Source organism: Dermacoccus sp. Tok2021 (assembly GCF_019895135.1).
GTDB lineage: Bacteria > Actinomycetota > Actinomycetes > Actinomycetales > Dermatophilaceae > Dermacoccus > Dermacoccus abyssi.
This window is the reverse complement of sequence record NZ_JAGTHU010000001.1, coordinates 417,814-436,392: the sequence shown is the minus strand read 5'-3', so window position 1 is coordinate 436,392 and position 18,579 is coordinate 417,814. Positions and strand designations below refer to the sequence as shown.

Annotated in this window: 17 protein-coding genes; 6 read left to right on the top strand and 11 right to left on the bottom strand. The window is 68.3% G+C overall.

Annotation, left to right across the window (positions count from 1 at the left end; all coding sequences use genetic code 11):
- Positions 1-42: 42 nt before the first annotated feature.
- Both K9D12_RS02020 and dapA read right to left on the bottom strand, forming a co-directional pair.
- Positions 43-1,725 carry a ribonuclease J gene (locus K9D12_RS02020; protein ID WP_223059320.1) on the bottom strand — a complete coding sequence of 561 codons (1,683 nt, stop codon included), beginning with the start codon at positions 1,723-1,725 and terminating at the stop codon, positions 43-45.
- On the bottom strand, positions 1,722-2,609 hold the full coding sequence (gene dapA, locus K9D12_RS02015; RefSeq protein ID WP_223059319.1) for a 4-hydroxy-tetrahydrodipicolinate synthase: 888 nt from the start codon (positions 2,607-2,609) through the stop codon (positions 1,722-1,724). The genes K9D12_RS02020 and dapA overlap by 4 nt, the downstream gene beginning before the upstream one ends.
- A gap of 110 nt (positions 2,610-2,719) precedes the next feature.
- On the opposite strand from dapA, the gene K9D12_RS02010 reads away from it, so the two are divergent.
- From K9D12_RS02010 to K9D12_RS01995, 4 genes are read left to right on the top strand one after another with little or no spacing between them, the layout of a single operon-like run.
- Complete coding sequence (locus K9D12_RS02010) at positions 2,720-3,514, top strand: thymidylate synthase (protein WP_118913073.1); 795 nt, start codon at positions 2,720-2,722, stop codon at positions 3,512-3,514.
- Between the two features lie 55 nt (positions 3,515-3,569).
- On the top strand, positions 3,570-4,052 hold the full coding sequence (locus K9D12_RS02005; RefSeq protein WP_223059318.1) for a dihydrofolate reductase: 483 nt from the start codon (positions 3,570-3,572) through the stop codon (positions 4,050-4,052).
- Positions 4,049-4,909, top strand: coding sequence for an AzlC family ABC transporter permease (locus K9D12_RS02000; protein WP_223059317.1), 861 nt, complete (start codon positions 4,049-4,051; stop codon positions 4,907-4,909). The genes K9D12_RS02005 and K9D12_RS02000 overlap by 4 nt, the downstream gene beginning before the upstream one ends.
- On the top strand, positions 4,906-5,211 hold the full coding sequence (locus K9D12_RS01995) for an AzlD domain-containing protein (protein WP_223059316.1): 306 nt from the start codon (positions 4,906-4,908) through the stop codon (positions 5,209-5,211). The genes K9D12_RS02000 and K9D12_RS01995 overlap by 4 nt, the downstream gene beginning before the upstream one ends.
- 128 nt (positions 5,212-5,339) lie before the next feature.
- Here K9D12_RS01995 and K9D12_RS01990 read toward each other — a convergent pair whose 3' ends face one another.
- On the bottom strand, positions 5,340-6,503 hold the full coding sequence (locus K9D12_RS01990) for an acyl-CoA desaturase (RefSeq protein WP_223059315.1): 1,164 nt from the start codon (positions 6,501-6,503) through the stop codon (positions 5,340-5,342).
- An 88-nt stretch (positions 6,504-6,591) separates the two neighbouring features.
- On the bottom strand, positions 6,592-7,710 hold the full coding sequence (locus K9D12_RS01985) for a ferredoxin reductase (protein ID WP_259919786.1): 1,119 nt from the start codon (positions 7,708-7,710) through the stop codon (positions 6,592-6,594).
- Between the two features lie 133 nt (positions 7,711-7,843).
- On the opposite strand from K9D12_RS01985, the gene K9D12_RS01980 reads away from it, so the two are divergent.
- Together K9D12_RS01980 and K9D12_RS01975 are read left to right on the top strand one after the other, a co-directional pair.
- A complete protein-coding gene (locus tag K9D12_RS01980; RefSeq protein WP_223059313.1) occupies positions 7,844-9,010 on the top strand; it encodes a CdaR family transcriptional regulator in 1,167 nt (388 codons plus the stop codon).
- A complete protein-coding gene (locus tag K9D12_RS01975) occupies positions 9,007-9,744 on the top strand; it encodes a hemolysin III family protein (protein WP_225910769.1) in 738 nt (245 codons plus the stop codon). Before K9D12_RS01980 ends, K9D12_RS01975 begins: the two co-directional genes overlap by 4 nt.
- A gap of 837 nt (positions 9,745-10,581) precedes the next feature.
- Here the strand turns inward: K9D12_RS01975 and K9D12_RS01970 are convergent.
- The 7 genes from K9D12_RS01970 to rpsO all read right to left on the bottom strand — a co-directional run bounded on the left by K9D12_RS01970 (position 10,582) and on the right by rpsO (position 18,519).
- The gene (locus K9D12_RS01970; RefSeq protein ID WP_047311381.1) at positions 10,582-11,226 is read right to left on the bottom strand and encodes a DedA family protein; all 645 of its coding nucleotides are present in this window, start codon (positions 11,224-11,226) and stop codon (positions 10,582-10,584) included.
- Between the two features lie 116 nt (positions 11,227-11,342).
- Positions 11,343-11,810 carry an SRPBCC family protein gene (locus K9D12_RS01965; RefSeq protein WP_223059312.1) on the bottom strand — a complete coding sequence of 156 codons (468 nt, stop codon included), beginning with the start codon at positions 11,808-11,810 and terminating at the stop codon, positions 11,343-11,345.
- A gap of 42 nt (positions 11,811-11,852) precedes the next feature.
- Positions 11,853-12,599 carry a 4-hydroxy-tetrahydrodipicolinate reductase gene (gene dapB / locus K9D12_RS01960; protein ID WP_223059311.1) on the bottom strand — a complete coding sequence of 249 codons (747 nt, stop codon included), beginning with the start codon at positions 12,597-12,599 and terminating at the stop codon, positions 11,853-11,855.
- Positions 12,600-12,608: 9 nt separating this feature from the next.
- Complete coding sequence (locus K9D12_RS01955; protein ID WP_225910768.1) at positions 12,609-14,390, bottom strand: alkaline phosphatase D family protein; 1,782 nt, start codon at positions 14,388-14,390, stop codon at positions 12,609-12,611.
- The gene (locus K9D12_RS01950) at positions 14,390-15,496 is read right to left on the bottom strand and encodes a YihY/virulence factor BrkB family protein (protein WP_223059310.1); all 1,107 of its coding nucleotides are present in this window, start codon (positions 15,494-15,496) and stop codon (positions 14,390-14,392) included. Before K9D12_RS01950 ends, K9D12_RS01955 begins: the two co-directional genes overlap by 1 nt.
- A gap of 134 nt (positions 15,497-15,630) precedes the next feature.
- Entirely contained in the window at positions 15,631-18,081 is a 2,451-nt protein-coding gene (locus tag K9D12_RS01945) for a polyribonucleotide nucleotidyltransferase (protein ID WP_223059309.1), read from the bottom strand.
- A gap of 168 nt (positions 18,082-18,249) precedes the next feature.
- On the bottom strand, positions 18,250-18,519 hold the full coding sequence (rpsO, locus tag K9D12_RS01940) for a 30S ribosomal protein S15 (protein WP_047311375.1): 270 nt from the start codon (positions 18,517-18,519) through the stop codon (positions 18,250-18,252).
- Between the last annotated feature and the right edge of the window lie 60 nt (positions 18,520-18,579).

Below are 18,579 nucleotides of genomic sequence, written 5' to 3'. Positions count from 1 at the left end.
GCGACCGATTGTTCTGAACGCTCCGCCGGCGCGAAGCGCCGGCTACGCGTTCAGAACAATCGGAATGATCATCGGCCGGCGGCGCAGCTTGCCGCCGACGAAGCCGCCGACGGTGCGGCGGATGACCTGCTGGAGCTGGTGGGTGTCGGTGATGCCCTTGCCGCGGGCGTCGGCGAGCGCCTGTTCGATCTTGGGGCGGATGCGTTCGAACACCTCGTCGCCTTCGGCGAATCCGCGGGTGCGGATGTCGGGGCCGGCGACGATCTCTCCGGTGGAGGCGTTGCGCACGACGGTGATGGTGATGAAGCCTTCGTCGCGAAGGACGCGGCGGTCCTTGAGCATGTCTTCGTCGGTGGTGCCGACGAGGGAGCCGTCGACGTAGACGTACCCGACGGGCACGGCGCCGGTGATGGCGGCCTTGCCGTCGACGAGGTCGACGACGACGCCGTTCTCGGCGAGGAGCACCTGCTCGGCGGGCACGCCAGTGGCTGCTGCGAGCTTGCCGTTGGCCACGAGGTGGCGCCATTCGCCGTGGATCGGCATGACGTTCTTCGGCTTGACGATGTTGTAGCAGTAGAGCAACTCGCCGGCGGAGGCGTGACCGGAGACGTGCACCATGGCGTTGCCCTTGTGCACGACGTTGGCGCCGAGGCGCATGAGGCCGTTGATGAGGCCGTAGACGGCGTTCTCGTTGCCGGGGATGAGCGAGCTGGCCATGAGGATGGTGTCGCCGGGGCCGACGTCGATGCGGTGGTCGCGGTTGGCCATGCGGGCGAGGGCGGCCATGGGCTCACCCTGGGAGCCGGTGCAGATGAGAACGACCTTGTCGTCCTCGAGCTGGTCGAGCTTCTTGACGTCGACGAGCACGTTGTCGGGCACCTTGAGGTAGCCGAGGTCGGCGGCGATCGTCATGTTGCGCACCATGGAGCGGCCGACCATGGCGACCTTGCGGCCGTACAGTTCGGCGGCGTCGAGCACCTGCTGGACGCGGTGCACGTGCGAGGAGAAGCAGGCCACGATGATGCGGCGCTCGGCGCGCTCGAAGACGCGCTCGATGGCGGGCGTGATGTCCTTCTCCGGCGTGGTGAAGCCGGGCACCTCGGCGTTCGTCGAGTCCGTGAGGAACAGGTCGACGCCCTCCTCACCGAGGCGGGCGAAGGCGCGCAGGTCGGTGATGCGCCCGTCGAGCGGCAGCTGGTCCATCTTGAAGTCGCCGGTGCCGAGGATCGTTCCGCCGCCGGTGCGCACGAAGACGGCCAGGGCGTCGGGGATGGAGTGGTTGACGGCGACGAACTCGCAGTCGAACGGGCCGATCTGCTCGCGCTGACTTTCCTTGACCGCCATCGTGTACGGGCGGATGCGGTGCTCCTTGAGCTTCGCCTCGATGAGCGCGAGGGTCAGCGTCGAGCCGATGAGCGGGATATCGCTCTTCATGCGCAGCAGGTACGGCACGGCGCCGATGTGGTCCTCGTGGCCGTGCGTGAGCACGATGGCCTCGATGTCGTCGAGGCGATCCTTGATGTACTCGAAGTCCGGGAGGATGAGGTCGACGCCGGGGTGGTCCTCGGGGAAGAGCACGCCGCAGTCGATGATGAGCAGTCGACCCTCGTACTCGACGACGGTCATGTTGCGCCCTACCTCGCCGAGGCCTCCGAGGGCGACGACGCGGACGCCGTTCTTGGCCAGGGCGGGCGGTGCGCTCAGTTCGAGTGCGGTGTCGTTCACGAAAGTCCCGCTTCGCTCAGGCCTTCGCGCAGGCGCGCACGCATGTCGTCCGTGGCGGGCAGCAGCGGAAGGCGGATGAAGTCACTGTCGATGACACCCTTGTCGGCCATGGCGGCCTTAACCATGATGGCGCCCTGCGAGGTGTTCATCAGGGCGTCGATGGCCGGGATGAGCCGGGTGTGCAGCTCACGGGCGCGTGTCATGTCGCCGGCGTCCACGGCGTCGATCATGGCGCGGAACTCGTTACCGGCGACGTGTCCGACGACGGAGACGAGACCGACGGCGCCGAGGCTGAGCCAGATGAGGTTGGAGACGTCGTCACCGGAGTACCAGAGCAGGTCGGTCTCGTTCATGAGCTTAGTCGCCTCGAAGAAGTCGCCCTTGGCGTCCTTCACGGCGAGCATCTGGTCGATCTTGGCCAGTTCACGGATCGTGTCGCTCGCGAGCGGCGTGGCGGTGCGGCTCGGAATGTCGTACGCCATCGCGGGCAGATCGGTGGCACCGACAACGGCCTTGAAGTGTTCGACGATGCCGGCCTGCGTCGGCTTGTTGTAGTACGGAGTCACGACGAGCACGGCGTCGGCGCCGACGGCCGCGAGCGCCTTGGCCGCGCGCACCGAGTGTGCGGTGTCGTTCGTTCCGACGCCTGCGGTGACGGCGCAGCGGTCGCCGACGGCGTCGACGACGGCGCGGACGGTCTCGACGTTCTCCTCGTCCGTGGTCGTCGCGGACTCACCGGTGGTGCCGTTGACGACGAGGCCGTCGTGTCCGTTGTCGACGAGGTGGTTCGCGAGGCGAGCCACACCCTCGTAGTCGATGGAGCCGTCAGGTTTCATCGGTGTGACCATGGCCGTGACCATGCGTCCGAAAGTTGTCGTCGTCATGCGCCCCAGGCTAATGCACGGCCTCCGGCTGTGGCCCGAAGCCTCGCGCGAGGCAGTCCGGCACTCGACACGGGCACGGCTGTGTGGGGGCAGCGCCGTACAGTGGCCGGGTGCAGCAGTATCTCGACCTCCTCACGCGCATCCTCGACGAAGGCGCCGTCAAGGGCGATCGCACCGGTACCGGCACCCGCAGCGTGTTCGGCCACCAGATGCGCTTCGATCTGTCCCAGGGGTTTCCCGTCACCACGACGAAGAAGCTTCACCTGCGTTCGGTCTTCGGTGAACTCCTGTGGTTCCTGCGCGGTGACACCAACGTCGGCTGGCTGCACGAACGCGGCATCTCGATCTGGGACGAGTGGGCCGACGAGTTCGGCGACCTCGGCCCGATCTACGGCCACCAGTGGCGCAGCTGGCCCACCCCGGACGGCCGGCAGGTCGACCAGTTGGCGCAGGTCGTCGAGGCGATCAGGACGAACCCGAACAGCCGTCGCCACATCGTCTCCGCGTGGAACGTCGCCGACGTCGACGACATGGCCCTGCCGCCGTGCCACACGATGTTCCAGTTCTACGTCGCCGACGGGAAGCTCTCGTGCGGCCTCTACCAGCGCAGCGCCGACGTGTTCCTCGGGGTGCCGTTCAACATCGCGAGCTACGCGCTGCTCACGCACATGGTGGCGCAGGTGACCGACCTCGAGGTCGGCGACTTCGTCCACACCCTCGGCGACGCGCACCTGTACTCCAACCACCTCGAGCAGGCGCAGCTGCAACTGACGCGCACGCCGAAGCCGCTGCCGCGCCTCGTGCTCAACCCCGAGATTCGCGACATCGACGGCTTCGACCTCGACGACATCCGCCTCGAGGGCTACGAGGCCGACCCCACGATCAAGGCACCGATCGCGGTCTGACCGCACCGAAACACCCCTCGCCGGCTCCCGACCCGGCGCGTTCGAAGGAACCGACATGAGCCACCTGACATCCATCGCCGCCGTCGCGCGCAACGGCGTCATCGGCGCCGACGGAGACATGGTCTGGAACATTCCGGAGGACTTCAAACACTTCAAGCGCACGACGATGGGGCACCCGATGATCATGGGGCGCACCACGTTCGAGGGCATGGGTGCGTTGCCCGGCCGCCGCTCGATCGTCGTCACGCGCAACCCGGAGTACGCACCGAACCTCACCAAGGGCGACGACGTCGTCGTCGTGCACTCGCTCGACGACGCGCTCGAGGAGGTCGCCGGCGAGGACGCCTTCGTCGTCGGTGGCGCACAGATCTACGAGGCCGCGATGGACGAGGTGACACACCTGCTCATCAGCGAGATCCCCCTCGAGCCCGAGGGCGATGCCCACTTCCCCACCATCGACCCGAAGCACTGGCGCGAGAGCGACCGCGACCCGCGCGATGGCTTCACCGTCGTCACGTACGAACGGCGCGAAGCATGACGCCCGACGAGCGGCGCGACGAGGTCGAGCCGGCCGTGGGTCACGGGGAACACGGCCACGGACAACACGGCAATGGACAACACGGCGGTGGGCAACACGACGTGGACGGCCGACACGACGGCCCCGTGGACGCGCTCCACGAGGACGAGGGTGCGGTCAAGAAGGACTCGATCTCACTGGCCGTCGCCACCGGCGTCTACGGCATCAGCTTCGGGGCTCTCGCCATCGCGGCGGGCCTCAACACGTGGCAGGCGATGGCGCTGTCGCTCCTGCTCTTCTCGGGCGGTTCGCAGTTCGCCGTCGTCGGAGTTCTCGGTGCCGGCGGCACGGGCGCATCCGCCGTCGCGACCTCGACGCTCCTCGGTGTGCGCAACTCCATCTACGGCCTGCAGCTGAACGCGATCCTGCGCCCCCGCGGTCTCAAGCGTGTCGTCGCTGCGCAATTGACGATCGACGAATCCGCCGCCATGGCCGTCGGTCGCCCGACGGCGAAGCTGCCGGGCATCGGTTTCTGGTGGACCGGCCTCGGCGTGTACCTGCTCTGGAACTCCATGACGTTCGTCGGCACCATCGCGGGCAACGCCATGGGCGATCCGAAGAAGTACGGCCTCGACGCCGCAGCGGTCGGTGCGTTCCTCGCCCTGCTGTGGCCGCGCCTCGGCACGCTCCAGGGCAAGCTGACGGCCGGGCTCGCGGCCGTCATCGCCCTCGGCCTCTCCCCCGTCACCCAGGCCGGCCTGCCGGTGCTCGCCACCGTCGTCGCGGCCATCGCGGTCGGCCTGTGGTGGTCGACACGCACGGACGAGGTGCCGACGCTGCCGAGTGACGACGCCACCGAGGAAGGGGCGGGCGCATGAGCACCTGGACCACCGTTCTGCTCGCGAGCGGCCTGTCGTTCGTCCTCAAGTTCATCGGCTACCTCGTGCCGCCGAAGTACCTCGAAGGCAAGAAGACGTCGAACGTCGTCGCCCTGTTCCCCGTCGCGTTGCTGACGGGACTCGTGTGCGTTCAGGCGTTCGTCGGTGACCACGGCAAGCTGGTGCTCGACGCTCGCGCCGCCGCCGCGCTCGCCGCGGTCGTCGCGCTCCCGTTGCGCGCGCCGTTCATCGTCGTCGTCCTCGTGGCCGCCGCGACGGCCGCGCTCATCCGCTTGATCTGACCCGTCGACCGGCCCGGTCACGAACGGGCCCGGCGACGGAACGACACAACGAACGAACCCGGCCTCCCCCCAAGGAGGGAAGGCCGGGTTCTTTCTTCGGCGTCACCGCTGACGGGAGTCGACAGGCGTCAGGCCGCCTTCGGCTGCACCTGGCGCTGCACGAGGTCGGTGACGTTCTGCGGCTTGCGCTCGAGCTTCGCGGCGAAGTCGTTGGGCAGCGACAGACGGATGATCGTCCACCACGCCGAGGCGACCTGGCGCGGCAGCGAGCCCGTGACGTACGACAGGCCGTAGCGCTCGCAGATGTCCTGCACGTCCTTGCTGATCTCCTCGTAGCGGTTGCTCGGCAGATCCGGGAACAGATGGTGCTCGATCTGGTAGCTCAGGTTGCCCGTGGCCACGTGCATCGCCTTCGAGCCCGAGATGTTCGCCGAGCCGAGCATCTGACGCAGGTACCAGTCGCCGCGGCTCTCGCCGACGATCGACTTCTTCGTGAAGGTCTCGACGCCGCTCGGGAAGTGACCGCACATGATGACGGAGTGCGTCCACAGGTTGCGCGTGAGGTTGGCGATGAAGTTGGCCTTGATCGTCTGCCTGCCCGAACCGGTGAGCGCCGCGAGGAGCGGGTGGGCGACGTAGTCCTTCGTGAACTGCTCGCGGATCTTGTGCAGCACCTTGCGGCTGTCACGCTGGAAGACGGCCTTGTCCTTGCGGCCCTTGAGGTATTTGCCGAGCTCGAGGTCGTACGCGGCGATGCCGTACTCGAAGAAGCACGCGTTGATGAAGTTCCACGCCGGCTGGCCGAGGTAGAACGGCACCCACTTCTGGTCCTCGTCGACGCGCATGATGCCGTAGCCGAGGTCGTTGTCGCGGCCGATGACGTTCGTGTACGTGTGGTGCAGTTCGTTGTGCGAGTGCTTCCACAGGTCCGACGGCGACGCGTTGTCCCACTCCCACGTCGAGGAGTGGATCTTCGGGTCGCGCATCCAGTCCCACTGGCCGTGCATGACGTTGTGGCCGATCTCCATGTTCTCGAGGATCTTCGCGGCGGCCAGGCCGACCGTGCCGACGACGAACGCCGGCTTCTTCTTGGAGAACAGCAGCAGGGCGCGCGAGCCCATCTCGAGGTAGCGCTGGCCCTTGATCACGCCGCGGATGTACGCGGCGTCCTTCGCGCCCCGGCTCTCGACGATGCGGGCGCGCACGGCATCCAGCTCCTCGCCGAGGCGCTCGATGTCGCTGCGCGTGAGGTGTGCGACCGGGTTGACGTCCTTCTTCTGCATCGCGGTCATCGTGCGTCCTTTCGTCGGGGTGACGTGTGAGTCGTGAGGGTTCGGTGGGCGCCGGGGCGGTTGTCGCTCGCGTGGTGGGGTGTGGGGTTCATCGCCCGATCTCGCAAGCCCCGGCGACGCTGGAGATGCAGGTCTGCACCATGACGCCGTCGCCTTCGCTTCCCGAGGTGATCTCGCCGGTGCGCAGATCGCGCACGTTTCCCGAGCGCAGGGGCAGCACGCAGCCGTAACAGATGCCCATGCGGCAGCCGGAGGGCACGAGGGCCCCGGCGGCCTCGGCGGCGTCGAGGATGGCGGTGTCGCCGGCGACGTCGAGTTCGAGCGTGTTCGAACCGTCGTGGAGGGTGAGCGCGCCGCCCTCGCCGGGCTCGGCCAGTTCGACGGTGAACTCCTCGGTGTGCAGGTGATCGGCGACGCCGTTGAGGTCGGCGTACTCCCGCAACGCGCGCAGCATGCCCGCAGGTCCGCACGCGTAGGTGGTGCGATCGCGCCAGTCGGGCACGAGGTCGTCGAGCTCGCGCGGCTCGAGTCGCCCCTCGGCCTGGGTGTGACGCTCGACGAGGCGAATGCGGCCCGTCGCGTCGAGCGAGCGCAGTTCGTCGGCGAAGATGACGTCCTCGGGGTGGGCCGCCGAGTGCAGGACGACGATGTCGTGCGCGCTCTCGGCGTGCTCGGTGTCGGCGGCGAACGCCTCCTCGGCGTCGATGCGGTGACGCAGCATGCCCATGACGGGCGTGATGCCGGAGCCCCCGGTGACGAAGAGAACTGGCTCGGCGCCGCCGTTCCAGGTGAAGGCGCCGTCGGCCTGCTCCATCTGGACGATCTGACCGGGACGCAGGCTCTCCTGCAGGTGCGCGCTCACGACCCCGCCGGTGAGGGCCTTCACCGTGATGGAGATGTTCCCGTCGCCGCGCGGGCCGGAGGTGACGGAGTAGGCGCGCCACAGGCGCACGCCGTCGATGTCGACGCCGATACGGATGTACTGGCCCGGGCGGTGCCCGAGCCAACCGCGGCCGGGCTGGAGCGTCACGGTGCTGGCGTCGGCCGTCTCGGGCGTGACGTCGACGACGCGGGCGCGCAGATACCGGCGCGAGCGAAGCGGGTCGACGAGGTCGACGTAGTCCTCGGGCACGAGAGGCGTCGTGAGGGCGCGCACCGCACGCCAGGCGAGGCGGGTTGCCGAGCCCGCCGGAGAGGTTCGTGCCACGCTCGGCAGCGAGGTCGTCCGAGTGGGCGAAAGCGAGGTTACGGCCATATCGACAGTTTATTTAGCCCTATCGGCGTAATTCTTGGCTCGGACCCGACGTGTTTCTCGAGGTATTTGTTCGTAGAGTGTGAACATGCCGATTCTCACCGACCGCACCCTGGCCGAGCTTCGGGCGTCCCTGCCCGAGACGGCGAGCGCCTGCGTCGAGGCGATCGTCGAGGAGGTTCCCGGTTACGACCGCGCCTTCGATCCTGCGTTACGCAGCAACATCGAGCGCGCCGTCGAACAGGCCCTCTCGGGGTTCGTCGCCACCCAGATCGAGGGCGACCGCGCGACCTCCCGTTCCACCCTCGACGGCGCCTACCGGCTGGGACAGGGAGAGGCGGCGAGCGGTCGCTCCACGGACGCTCTGCTCGCCGCCTACCGCGTGGGTGCTCGTGTCGCGTGGGCTCAGTTCGCCGGCAGCGCCGTGGCCGCCGAGGAGCCGGCGGCGAACGTCGCGGCCCTCGCCGAGAAGACCTTCGCCTTCATCGACGAGTTGTCCGCCCAGAGCCTCGCCGGTCACACGGCGGCCCTCACCGCCCGCACCCGTGAACTGGCCCGTCGCCGGGATCAGCTGACGGCGGCCCTCGTCGCGGGCGAGGCCCGCCCGGCCCTCGAGCACCTCGCCGAATCGGCCCGGTGGAAGGCGCCCGAAACGCTCACCGCCCTCGTCGTCGACGGCGAACCGCGCACGGCGCTCGCCACGGCCCTCGGCGAGCGCGCCCTGTGGTCTCCCGTTGCCGACGGTCCCACCGTCGTGCTCGTCCCCGGCGTGCGAAGCAACGCTCGGAACGGCCTTCTCGAGCGCTGCGTCGGTACGCCCGCCGCTCTGGGGCCGACCGTGGCGTGGACCGACGCCGGCGAATCAGTCCGTCAGGCACTGCGCGCGCTGCGTTTCGCGAGCGCCGATGACGGCGCCGACTGCGACGAGCTGTTGCCCGAACTCGCTCTGGACTCAGCGCCTCTCGTTGCCACCCGACTTCGCGAACGTGCTGTGGCTCCCCTCGAGGACCTCTCCCCCGCCAAACGGGAGGTGCTCGCCGAGACGCTGCTCGCCTGGCTCCTGCACCAGGGCCGTCGTGACGAGGTCGCCGGCCGCCTGCATGTCCACCCGCAGACGGTGCGCTACCGCATGAACACGGTGCGCGAACTGTACGGCGACGCCCTCACCGACCCGCGGCGCGTGCTCGAACTGACGCTCGGTCTCCTCGTCGAGGCACGCACCGAACCCACCTCTGACACGAAGGACGAACGATGACCACCGAACGTCGGCGCACGCCGCTCGGCGACTCGCTGCGCCAGCATGCCGGTGAGATGCCTCCCGTCTCGCACGAAGGCGTCGACGCGGACGTCGTGCGCGTGGTCAAGCCGCTGCTGCGCGGGTGGTTCCACCTCGTCCTCGCGCCGATCTGCCTCGTGGGGTGTCTCGCGCTCGCGATCCTCGCGCCGACGACGGCCGGGCGCGTAGGCGCCCTCGTCCTCGGAGCGACGGGAACACAGCTGTTCGCCACGTCGGCGCTCTACCACCGCAGGTACTGGAGCCCGCGCGCCGACGCGGTCCTGCGTCGCATCGACCACTCGAACATCTACCTCATCATCGCGGGCACGTACACGCCGTTCGCTCTCGTCGTGTTGCGCGGCAACCAGCGGTTGTCGCTCCTGCTCATCGTGTGGATCGGTGCCGTTGCCGGCGTCCTGTTCCGCACCTTCTGGGTCGGCGCGCCGCGCTGGCTCTACACCCCGATCTACGTCGCCCTCGGCTGGGTCGCCGTCTTCTACGCCGCCCCGCTGCACGCCGCGGGCGGCACCGCCGTCATGACGCTCATCGCCGTGGGAGGCATCCTCTACACCATCGGCGCCGTCGTCTACGGGTTCAAGAAGCCCGACCCGTGGCCCACGGTGTTCGGCTTCCACGAGATCTTCCACGCGTGCACGGTGGCCGCGTTCGTCGTCCACTTCGTCGCGGCGTGCCTCGTCGTGTTGCGGGCCTGACGAGGCCGGAGTCAGATCGGTTTGTCGTGGCACGAATGTCAACCATGTCGTCGTTCTGCTCGTTAGCGTGACGACTCTCACTCCCAGGCTCACCCCGGAGGTCCACTCATGCCGATCGAACGTACATCTGACCTCGCGCCTCCTGCTCAACTCGAGCTGGGCTGGCGCCTCGCGGCTGCCTGCTCAGCCGCTGCGTTCGGACCGGACGAGCCAACGCGCGCCGAACGGCACGGGTGGTTCTACGACGACGGGGGCGGCACCTCGGCCCGCATGATCCTCGTCGACGGTGGTCGAGCCGTGCTTCTCGGGTGGGATCGCGACTTCACGCGCACGACCGACGAGGGCATTGACGTCCTCGAGACAGCCCCGGTTGGGTGCGTCGCGCCGCGAGCGTGGCTGCTTTCCCGCAGCCCGGGGTCGGATTCGTTGCCTGGTTCGAGGGCGGCCGGTGGCGCGCGCACGAGCACGCTGCCGAGCACGGCATGGCGGATTGGGCGGGGAACACCGCGTTCGGCACGACGCAGGGACGCCGTGAACTCATCGATGACTTCCTCGACAGTGCCGCAATGGACCATCTTGAGGATGACGACCCCCGTGAGGAAGCGCGGGCGGACGACGCGACGATTGCCCGGGTCCTCGATGAGGGTTACCTCCCCAGCCGCGAGGCGCTGCTCGCCATGATGGTGTTCGAGGAATGCGACCTCGACGCGGCGGCCGCGGCGATTCGCGCGTTCGGCGATGTCACGCCCGTGTCACTCGACGACGAGCGCCCACCTCACAGGACTGAGCGTCTCGCCACCTCGGTGGTGACCGGGCCGCCATCAGCGGCACCTCGCGTCACCCCCATGCCCCGGCCGACGAGGGCTCCTTCTCGTCCTGCGACCTCTCCGAGCGCTTTTCGGCGTGGTGGCGGCGCCATTCGAGCAGCCCGGCCAGAACGATCGCGATGCCCATGCCGGTGGCGATGCCCGCGATCGGGTTGTCCTCGAACGCGTGCCCGCCGATGTAGCCGATGACGGTGCCGTGCACGGCCCACACGAGCGTCGCGAGAAGGTCGTACGGCGTGAACGAGCGCAGGGGGTAACCGGTCGCGCCGAGCGAGAGCGTCGCGACGCAGCGGCCACCGGGGATGAAGCGCACGACGAGCAGCGCCCACGAACCGCGTTGGTGGAGCACGCCCCTCACGCGTTCGACGGTGCGTCGGCGTTTCGGCTTCTTCTCGAGCCACGACGTGCCGAGCAGGTGCCCGAGCCCGTAGGACAGGTGATCACCGAGGCACGCACCGAGTGCGGAGACGAGAACGACGAGGACGACGTTGGGCCCGTGCGGATCCGACGCGGCGTACACCCCGGCAAGGATGAGTGGCGCCTCGCTGGGGAAGACCGGAACGAGCGCGTCAACGGCGCACAGACCGAACAGTGCCGCATACACCCACCACGAGGTCATGAGGTGCTCGAGCGGCCCCAGGATCGCGTCGGTCATTGCCCGAACGTAGGAGGTCGACATGACGGGCACCTGACCCGCGGGTGAACGGTGGCACCTCACCCGGCGACGGCCCGCCGCGGGCCACGCCTCAAGGTGGACAGGGCCAGCGAGTCCTAGCGCGCGGAGCCCGCCTCGACGATGTCCTTGATCCGCCCGAGCGTCGCGCCGATGCCCTCGCGCGCGGCAAGGCGACGTTTCTCGGCTTGGGCCCGGGCGTCGTCACCGAAACGTTCGGCGAACGTGCGCTCGCTCTGTTCGGTGAACGTCGTCGAGTGCGTGAGGCGCGTGCCATCACCCTCGCGCTCCATGCGGTAGCTCCAGCGCACCTCGGCGGGCACGACGTCCCAGGCGAACTCGACGCCGGGCTCGGCCACCGCGACCTGCGAGGTCGTCGTCCACTCGCGCTCGGGCGTTTCGTTGTGGCCGGTGAAGCGTGCGCCGACGCCGCGGGCGTCGTTCTCCCATTCGACACGGCGGCACTGCTCGCTCCACTCACCGGTGCGTGTGACGTCGCTGATGACGGCGTACACCGCCTCGGGCGTGGCGTCGATGCGGATGTCGTCGGAGAGTTCGTACGTCATGGACGAGCCTAGGGTGCCGGTGCGGATTCCAGGCAGGTCGGGTCAGAGGCCGAGGAAGTTCTCCAGGCCCACGGTGAGGCCGGGCGTCGTCACCACGTTGCGAACGCCCGTGAGCACGCCGGGCATGAAGCTGACGCGCTCGAAGCTGTCGTGACGGATCGTGAGGGCCTCGCCCTCGGCGCCGAACTGCACCTCCTGGTGCGCCACCCGCCCGCGCATGCGGATGGCGTGCACGGGGATGCCGTCGACGCGGGCGCCGCGCGCGCCGTCCGGGTCGTGCTCGGTGGCGTCCGGCACCTCGCCGAGACCAGCGTCAGCCCGCCCCTCGGCGATGGCGCGCGCCGTGTGCGCCGCCGTGCCCGAGGGTGCGTCGACCTTGTTCGGGTGGTGGATCTCCACGACCTCGACCGATTCGTAGAAGGCCGCGGCCTCGCGGGCGAACTTCATCATGAGCAGGGCGCCGATCGAGAAGTTCGGTGCGATGAGCACCCCGACGCCGTCAGCCGCCTCCACCTGCGAGCGCAGGGTGGCGAGCTTCTCCTCGTTCCAACCGGTCGTGCCGACGACGGCCGAGACGCCCTGGGAGACGCAGTGGGCGAGATTACCGGGCGAGGCGTCAGGCACCGTCAGCTCGACGGCGACGTCGGCACCCCCGAGATCACCGAGGTCGTCCCCCACGTCGAACCGGCCGACGAGTTCCATGTCCGGGGCCGCCTCGACCGCCTTGGCGGCCTCGCTGCCCATGCGCCCACCGGCGCCGATCACTGCAACCTTGATCGTCTCGCTCATGGCCCGAGCCTAGCGACGCAGGTTCTTGACCCGCTCGACGATCCGCATGGCGAGTGGCTGCCACGCGTGCAGGCGCCCGCGATCGCCCTTGCGCTCGACGTTGTCGCCATCGCCGTCGGAGTCGAGGCGGATGTCGGAGACGACGCGTAGGCGCGGGTGCTCGAGGTCGCCGTCGACGATCTCACCCGCCTCCCAACGGAAGTCGAGGCCCTTCTCGGTGACCTCCACCGTGGCGAGGTTGTTGTCGAACCACGGCCCGTGCGTCGTACGCCAGGTGAAGTGCGGCGTGCGCACGGCCTTCGTCCGCTCGACGACCTCACGCAGCGGCCACGCGAGTCCGCGACCGATGATCGACTGCCCCGCGCGCACGTGCCGCGGCAGCGGGTTTCGGATCGGCGAACACACGGCCTGGAAGATGCGCGACTTCGTGCCGTCGGCGTCCTGGACCTCGGAGAGGAACGAGTTGTGGATGTCGCCCGAAAGGAACGTCACCGTGCGCGGGGCCACGCCGCGCTCACCGCGCGCAACCTCGAGCACCATGTCGGAGACCTTGAAGAACGTGTCACTGAACGCGGCCCAGTGCTCGAGGTCGATCGTCTGACGCATCTTCTCGCCGAGGCTCGCCATCGTCTTGCCCCACGCGCCGTCGCACGCGGCCTCGTCGAGCGCCTCGAGCATGTGGATGCCCTCGGGCATGAAGAACGGCAGCGACGTACCGATGAACAGGTGCTCCACGTCCCCGCGCAGTTCACCGTCGAGCCAGTCGAGCTCCTCCGCGTCCAGCATCGCGCGGTGGCCGGGGCGCAGATCGCGCGCGGCGCGCGAGTCGAGGACGATGAGCTTGCTCTCGCCGAGATCGCGCGTGTACGAGAAGCGGTACGACTGGGCGTCCCGGTCGACCTTCTCCGCGAAGGCCTCGATCATGTCGGTGATGTCGAGCTCGTCGCTGCCGGTGTGCGCGGTGATCTTCTGCCAGACCTCGTCCTCGGCGAGCGCCTCGGGCGAGAGGTTGCCGCAGTGCTGGTAGACCCAGTACGACGAGAGCGCGCCGACGATGCGACCGTGCCACCAGGAGGTCTTGTTCATCTCCTCGTGCCACGCGAGCGAGGTGTTCCAGTCGTCGCGCACGTCGTGGTCGTCGAAGATCATCGCGCTCGGCATCGTCGAGAGCATCCAGCGCACCGCCGGCTCGCTGTAGGCGAGGCGGTAGAGGTGGGCGTACTCGACGTAGTCCTTGAGTTCCTCGCCGGGCTCGCTGTCGAGGCCGCGCTTCTCCTCGATGAACTCCTGCATGGCCTCCGACGTGATGTCGGCGTACACCTGGTCACCGAGCAGGACGACGAGGTCGGGCCACCGCTCGTCCCTGGGGTGACGCGCCATTTCGTGCGCGTAGGCGCGCAGCGAGTCGATGCCGTTGGTGCGGTTGTGCTTGGCGTCGTGCGGCACGCTCGTGCGGCAGCTGCCGAAGGCCATCTTCGTCGGACGATCGGCCTTGAGCATCTTGACGACCGGCGCGGGGAACGGCGAATCGGGCTGCGGCCACGCGTGTTCGCCGTTCACCTCGACCGTGTACTCGTACACCTGGCCGGGCTCGAGGCCGTCGAGCAGGACGAGGGCGTAGTGATGCCCGTGCGCCGCGAACGTGCGCGCGCTCCACGACTTCTCGCCGATGCGCACCGTGAGCTCGCCCGCGTCACGCGTCTGCGCCCAGAGCGTCGCCTCGCGCTCCCCCGCATAGCGCACCATGGGGCCGAGCTGGATCGGCTCGTTCGTCCTGAGGTCGTTCGTCATCATTCGCTTCCGTCGACACTGCGGTTGTCTTCCACTTCGGCCGTGAGTCCCCACATCCCGGACGGCCGCGTCGGATGCCCACGCTTCAACCATTGCTCGTGGGCGTCCACTGCATCGTGCCACCGCAGGTCGAGGTCCGAGGGCTGATCGGCAACACCGTCGTTGTTCTTGTCGAAGACGACGTCGATCGCTTGGTAGTTCTTGAAGCGCTGCATCGTGGACTGCAGGGTGTACGCCTGCTGGTCGGCCAGGGTGAGGTCGACGTCGTCCGTGAACTGCGTCATGAGCGAGCGTGGGTACAGGCGGCGGTGGAGCACGACGTTGACCTCGCACCCCACGACGAACGCGACCGCCATGATGTAACAGGCGACGAGAATCGTCAGGATGCTGCCGTACGTGCCGTAGATGTCGCTCGAACGCGCGCCGAAGATCTTGGTGAAGGTACTGCCCGCCGCCATGAATAGCTGCCAGACGACCGTCACGAGCAGCGCGCCAGGAGCCAGACGACCCCACCCCTGCCCGCGAGCCGTCGTCATCTTCATGAGGAGCAGGAAGATGACGGTGCCGAACACGAGGTTGAGCGCGAGCATGAGCCAACCGGGCGCGTGCCACGTCTGAGGCAGCCACCCCAGGGACACGAGAGCGACGCCGAGGAAGAGCAGCACGGCAGCGCTGCGCACGCGCATGAGGATGGGGTTGGGGCGCGAGTTGCGCGGCACCGACCAACACGTGTTGCTCGTGTGCTGAAGCGCCTGAGCCACCCCGAGGCCACCGTAGAGGGCCACGATCGAACCGAGCACGATGCCGGAGACGCTGCCGCGCAACGCGCTCGGCGCGGCGTTGCTCAGCGTGTTGCCGAGCACGGGAATCTGGCCGAGCACCGAGTCGAGGATCTGCTTGTGCAGCCGCTCGTTGCCGTGAATGAAGAAGCCGAGTGCCGACTGCAGCAGCAGGATGAGCGGGAAGACCGAGAGGAAGCCGTAATAGGTGATGAGCGCCGCGAGATACGCGCCCTGGTCGTCGATGAACTTGTACACGACACCGATCGGGTACCCGAGCACGGGGTGACGGCGCTGAAACGCGTCCGCCCGGTCGACTGCTCTCACCCGCCCATCCTCCCACGAAGCCCGAATCCCGCCGGAACGTCGTGGCCGTGAAAGGGAACGTCTTCCACGCATGCGGAAGGCTCCGCCCCCGACGAACGTCGGGAGCGGAGCCTTCATGCTCGAACCGGTGTGGCTCAGGCGTCCTCGGAGGTCGCCTTCGCCTCGTTGCCGTCGGAGCCTGCGTCGACGAGCTGGTCGGCGGCGGCGTTGCCCTCGCCCTGCTCGGCGCCACGGCCACGACCGCGACCGCCACGGCGACGCTGACGCGGCTTCTTGTCACCGGACTCGTCCTCGGAACCCGAGTGCGGGTCCATGTGACCGGCGGAGTCGGCGACCTCGGCAGCAGCCGCGGCCGTCGCGGCGTCCGTGTTCTCCGGCGTGTTCGCGGACTCGGCCTTGGCCTCCTCGACGACGGCGAGCGAAAGCTTGCCGCGCGGGTCGACCTCCTTGAGCTCCACCTGGACCTTCTGGCCGATCTTCAGCACGTCCTCGACAGCGTCGATGCGCTTGCCGCCGACGAGCTTGCGCACCTCGGAGATGTGCAGCAGGCCGTCCTTGCCCGGAAGCAGCGAGACGAACGCACCGAAGGTCGTCGTCTTGACGACGGTGCCGAGGAAGCGCTCGCCGACCTCGGGCATCTGCGGGTTGGCGATCGCGTTGACCGCGGCGCGCGCAGCCTCGGCGCTCGGGCCGTCCGTGGCACCGATGTAGACCGTGCCGTCGTCCTCGATGGACAGGTCGGCGCCCGTGTCCTCCTGAATCTGGTTGATCATCTTGCCCTTCGGGCCGATGACCTCACCGATCTTGTCGACCGGGATCTTCACCGCGAGAACGCGCGGGGCGAACGGCGACATCTCGTCGGGAGCGTCGATCGCCTCGTTCATCACGTCGAGGATGTGCAGGCGAGCGTCGCGCGCCTGCGTCAGTGCACCGGCAAGAACCTGGGCCGGGATGCCGTCGAGCTTCGTGTCGAGCTGGATGGCCGTGACGAACTCACGGGTACCGGCAACCTTGAAGTCCATGTCGCCGAATGCGTCCTCGGCACCGAGGATGTCGGTGAGGGCCGCGTACTGCGTCTGACCGTCGATCTCGGCGGAGACGAGACCCATCGCGATACCGGCGACCGGGGCGCGCAGCGGCACACCGGCGTTGAGCAGCGACAGGGTCGAGGCGCAGACCGAACCCATGGACGTCGAACCGTTGGAGCCGAGAGCCTCGGAGACCTGACGGATGGCGTAGGGGAACTCCTCGCGCGTCGGCAGCACCGGCATGAGCGCACGCTCGGCCAGAGCACCGTGACCGATCTCGCGGCGCTTCGGCGAACCGACGCGGCCCGTCTCACCCGTGGAGAACGGCGGGAAGTTGTAGTGGTGCATGTAGCGCTTGCGCGTCACCGGCGACAGGGAGTCGATCTGCTGCTCCATGCGCAGCATGTTGAGCGTCGTGACACCCATGATCTGGGTCTCGCCGCGCTCGAAGATCGCGGAACCGTGAACGCGCGGCAGCACCTCGACCTCGGCCGAGAGCGCACGGATGTCCGCCAGGCCACGGCCGTCGATGCGGACCTTCTCGCGCAGGATGCGCTCGCGCACGAGCTGCTTCTGCAGCGAACGGAACGCAGCGGAAACCTCGGACTCGCGGCCCTCGAACTCGCGGCCTTCGCCGGCGAGCTCGGCCTTGAGCGCGTCCTTGATCTCGTCGAGCTTGTCCTCGCGCTCGGCCTTGCCTGCGATCGTCATCGCAGCGGACGTCTGGTCCTTGGCCGACTTCTCGACCGCACCGTAGACATCGTCCTGGTAATCGAGGAACACCGGGAAGTCCTGGACCTCCTTGGCGGCCTGCTGCGCGAGCTCGACCTGAGCCTCACAGAGCACGCGGATGAACTTCTTCGCGGCCTCGAGGCCCTCGGCGACGACCTCTTCGGTCGGGGCCTGGGTGCCTTCGGCCACCAGGTTCCACGTCGACTCGGTGGACTCGGCCTCGACCATCATGATGGCGACGTCGTCACCGACGAGACGGCCGGCGACGACCATGTCGAACGCCGAGCGCTCGATGTCGGAGAAGTTCGGGAAGGCGACCCACTGGCCGTCGATGAGGGAGACGCGCACGCCACCGATCGGGCCGGTGAACGGCAGACCGGAGATCTGCGTGGAGGCCGACGCGCCGTTGATGGCCAGGACGTCGTACTGCACGTCCGGGTTCTGCGCGAGAACCGTGATGACGACCTGGACCTCGTTGCGCAGGCCCTTCTTGAAGGCCGGGCGCAGCGGGCGGTCGATGAGGCGGCAGGTGAGGATCGCGTCCGTGGAGGGACGACCCTCACGACGGAAGAACGAGCCGGGGATCTTGCCGGCCGCGTAGCTGCGCTCCTCGACGTCCACCGTGAGGGGGAAGAAGTCGAAGTGCTCCTTGGGCTGCTTGCTGGCGGTGGTGGTGCTCAGCAGGCAGGTGTCGTCGTCCAGGTAGGCGAGGACTGCGCCGTTGGCCTGCTTCGCGAGACGTCCCGTCTCGAAGCGAACCGTGCGGGTGCCGAACGAGCCGTTGTCGATGACGGCTTCGGCGAACTGGATCTCGGGACCCTCCATTTGGGCCCTCCTTCTTGTTTCATCTACGTCTCGGATGCGCACATCGTCGTTGTGTGCGACCCGTTTCTTGCTGCCGAGCGGCCCGTCCGGGCCCCTCGAAACACCGAAAGGCGGCCACTCGTAGACGAGTGACCGCCGTCCGGCGTCAAATCATGGTGATCAATGCGATCAACGGCGCAGGCCGAGGCGCTTGATCAGCGAGCGGTAACGCTCGATGTCGACCGACTCGAGGTAGCGAAGCATGCGCTTGCGCTGACCGACGAGCAGGAGCAGACCACGACGCGTGTGGTGGTCGTGCGGGTGCTGACGAGCGTGCTCCGTCAGGCCCTTGATGCGCTCCGTGAGGAGGGCAACCTGCACCTCGGGCGAGCCCGTGTCGCCTTCGGACGTGCCGTACTCGGCGATGATCTTCTTCTTCGTCTCAGCATTCAGGGCCATGCCCAACTCCTTCAACACATCGTTGCGCGGTGCTCCCAGGCCTGTTCACTGGGGCGCTCT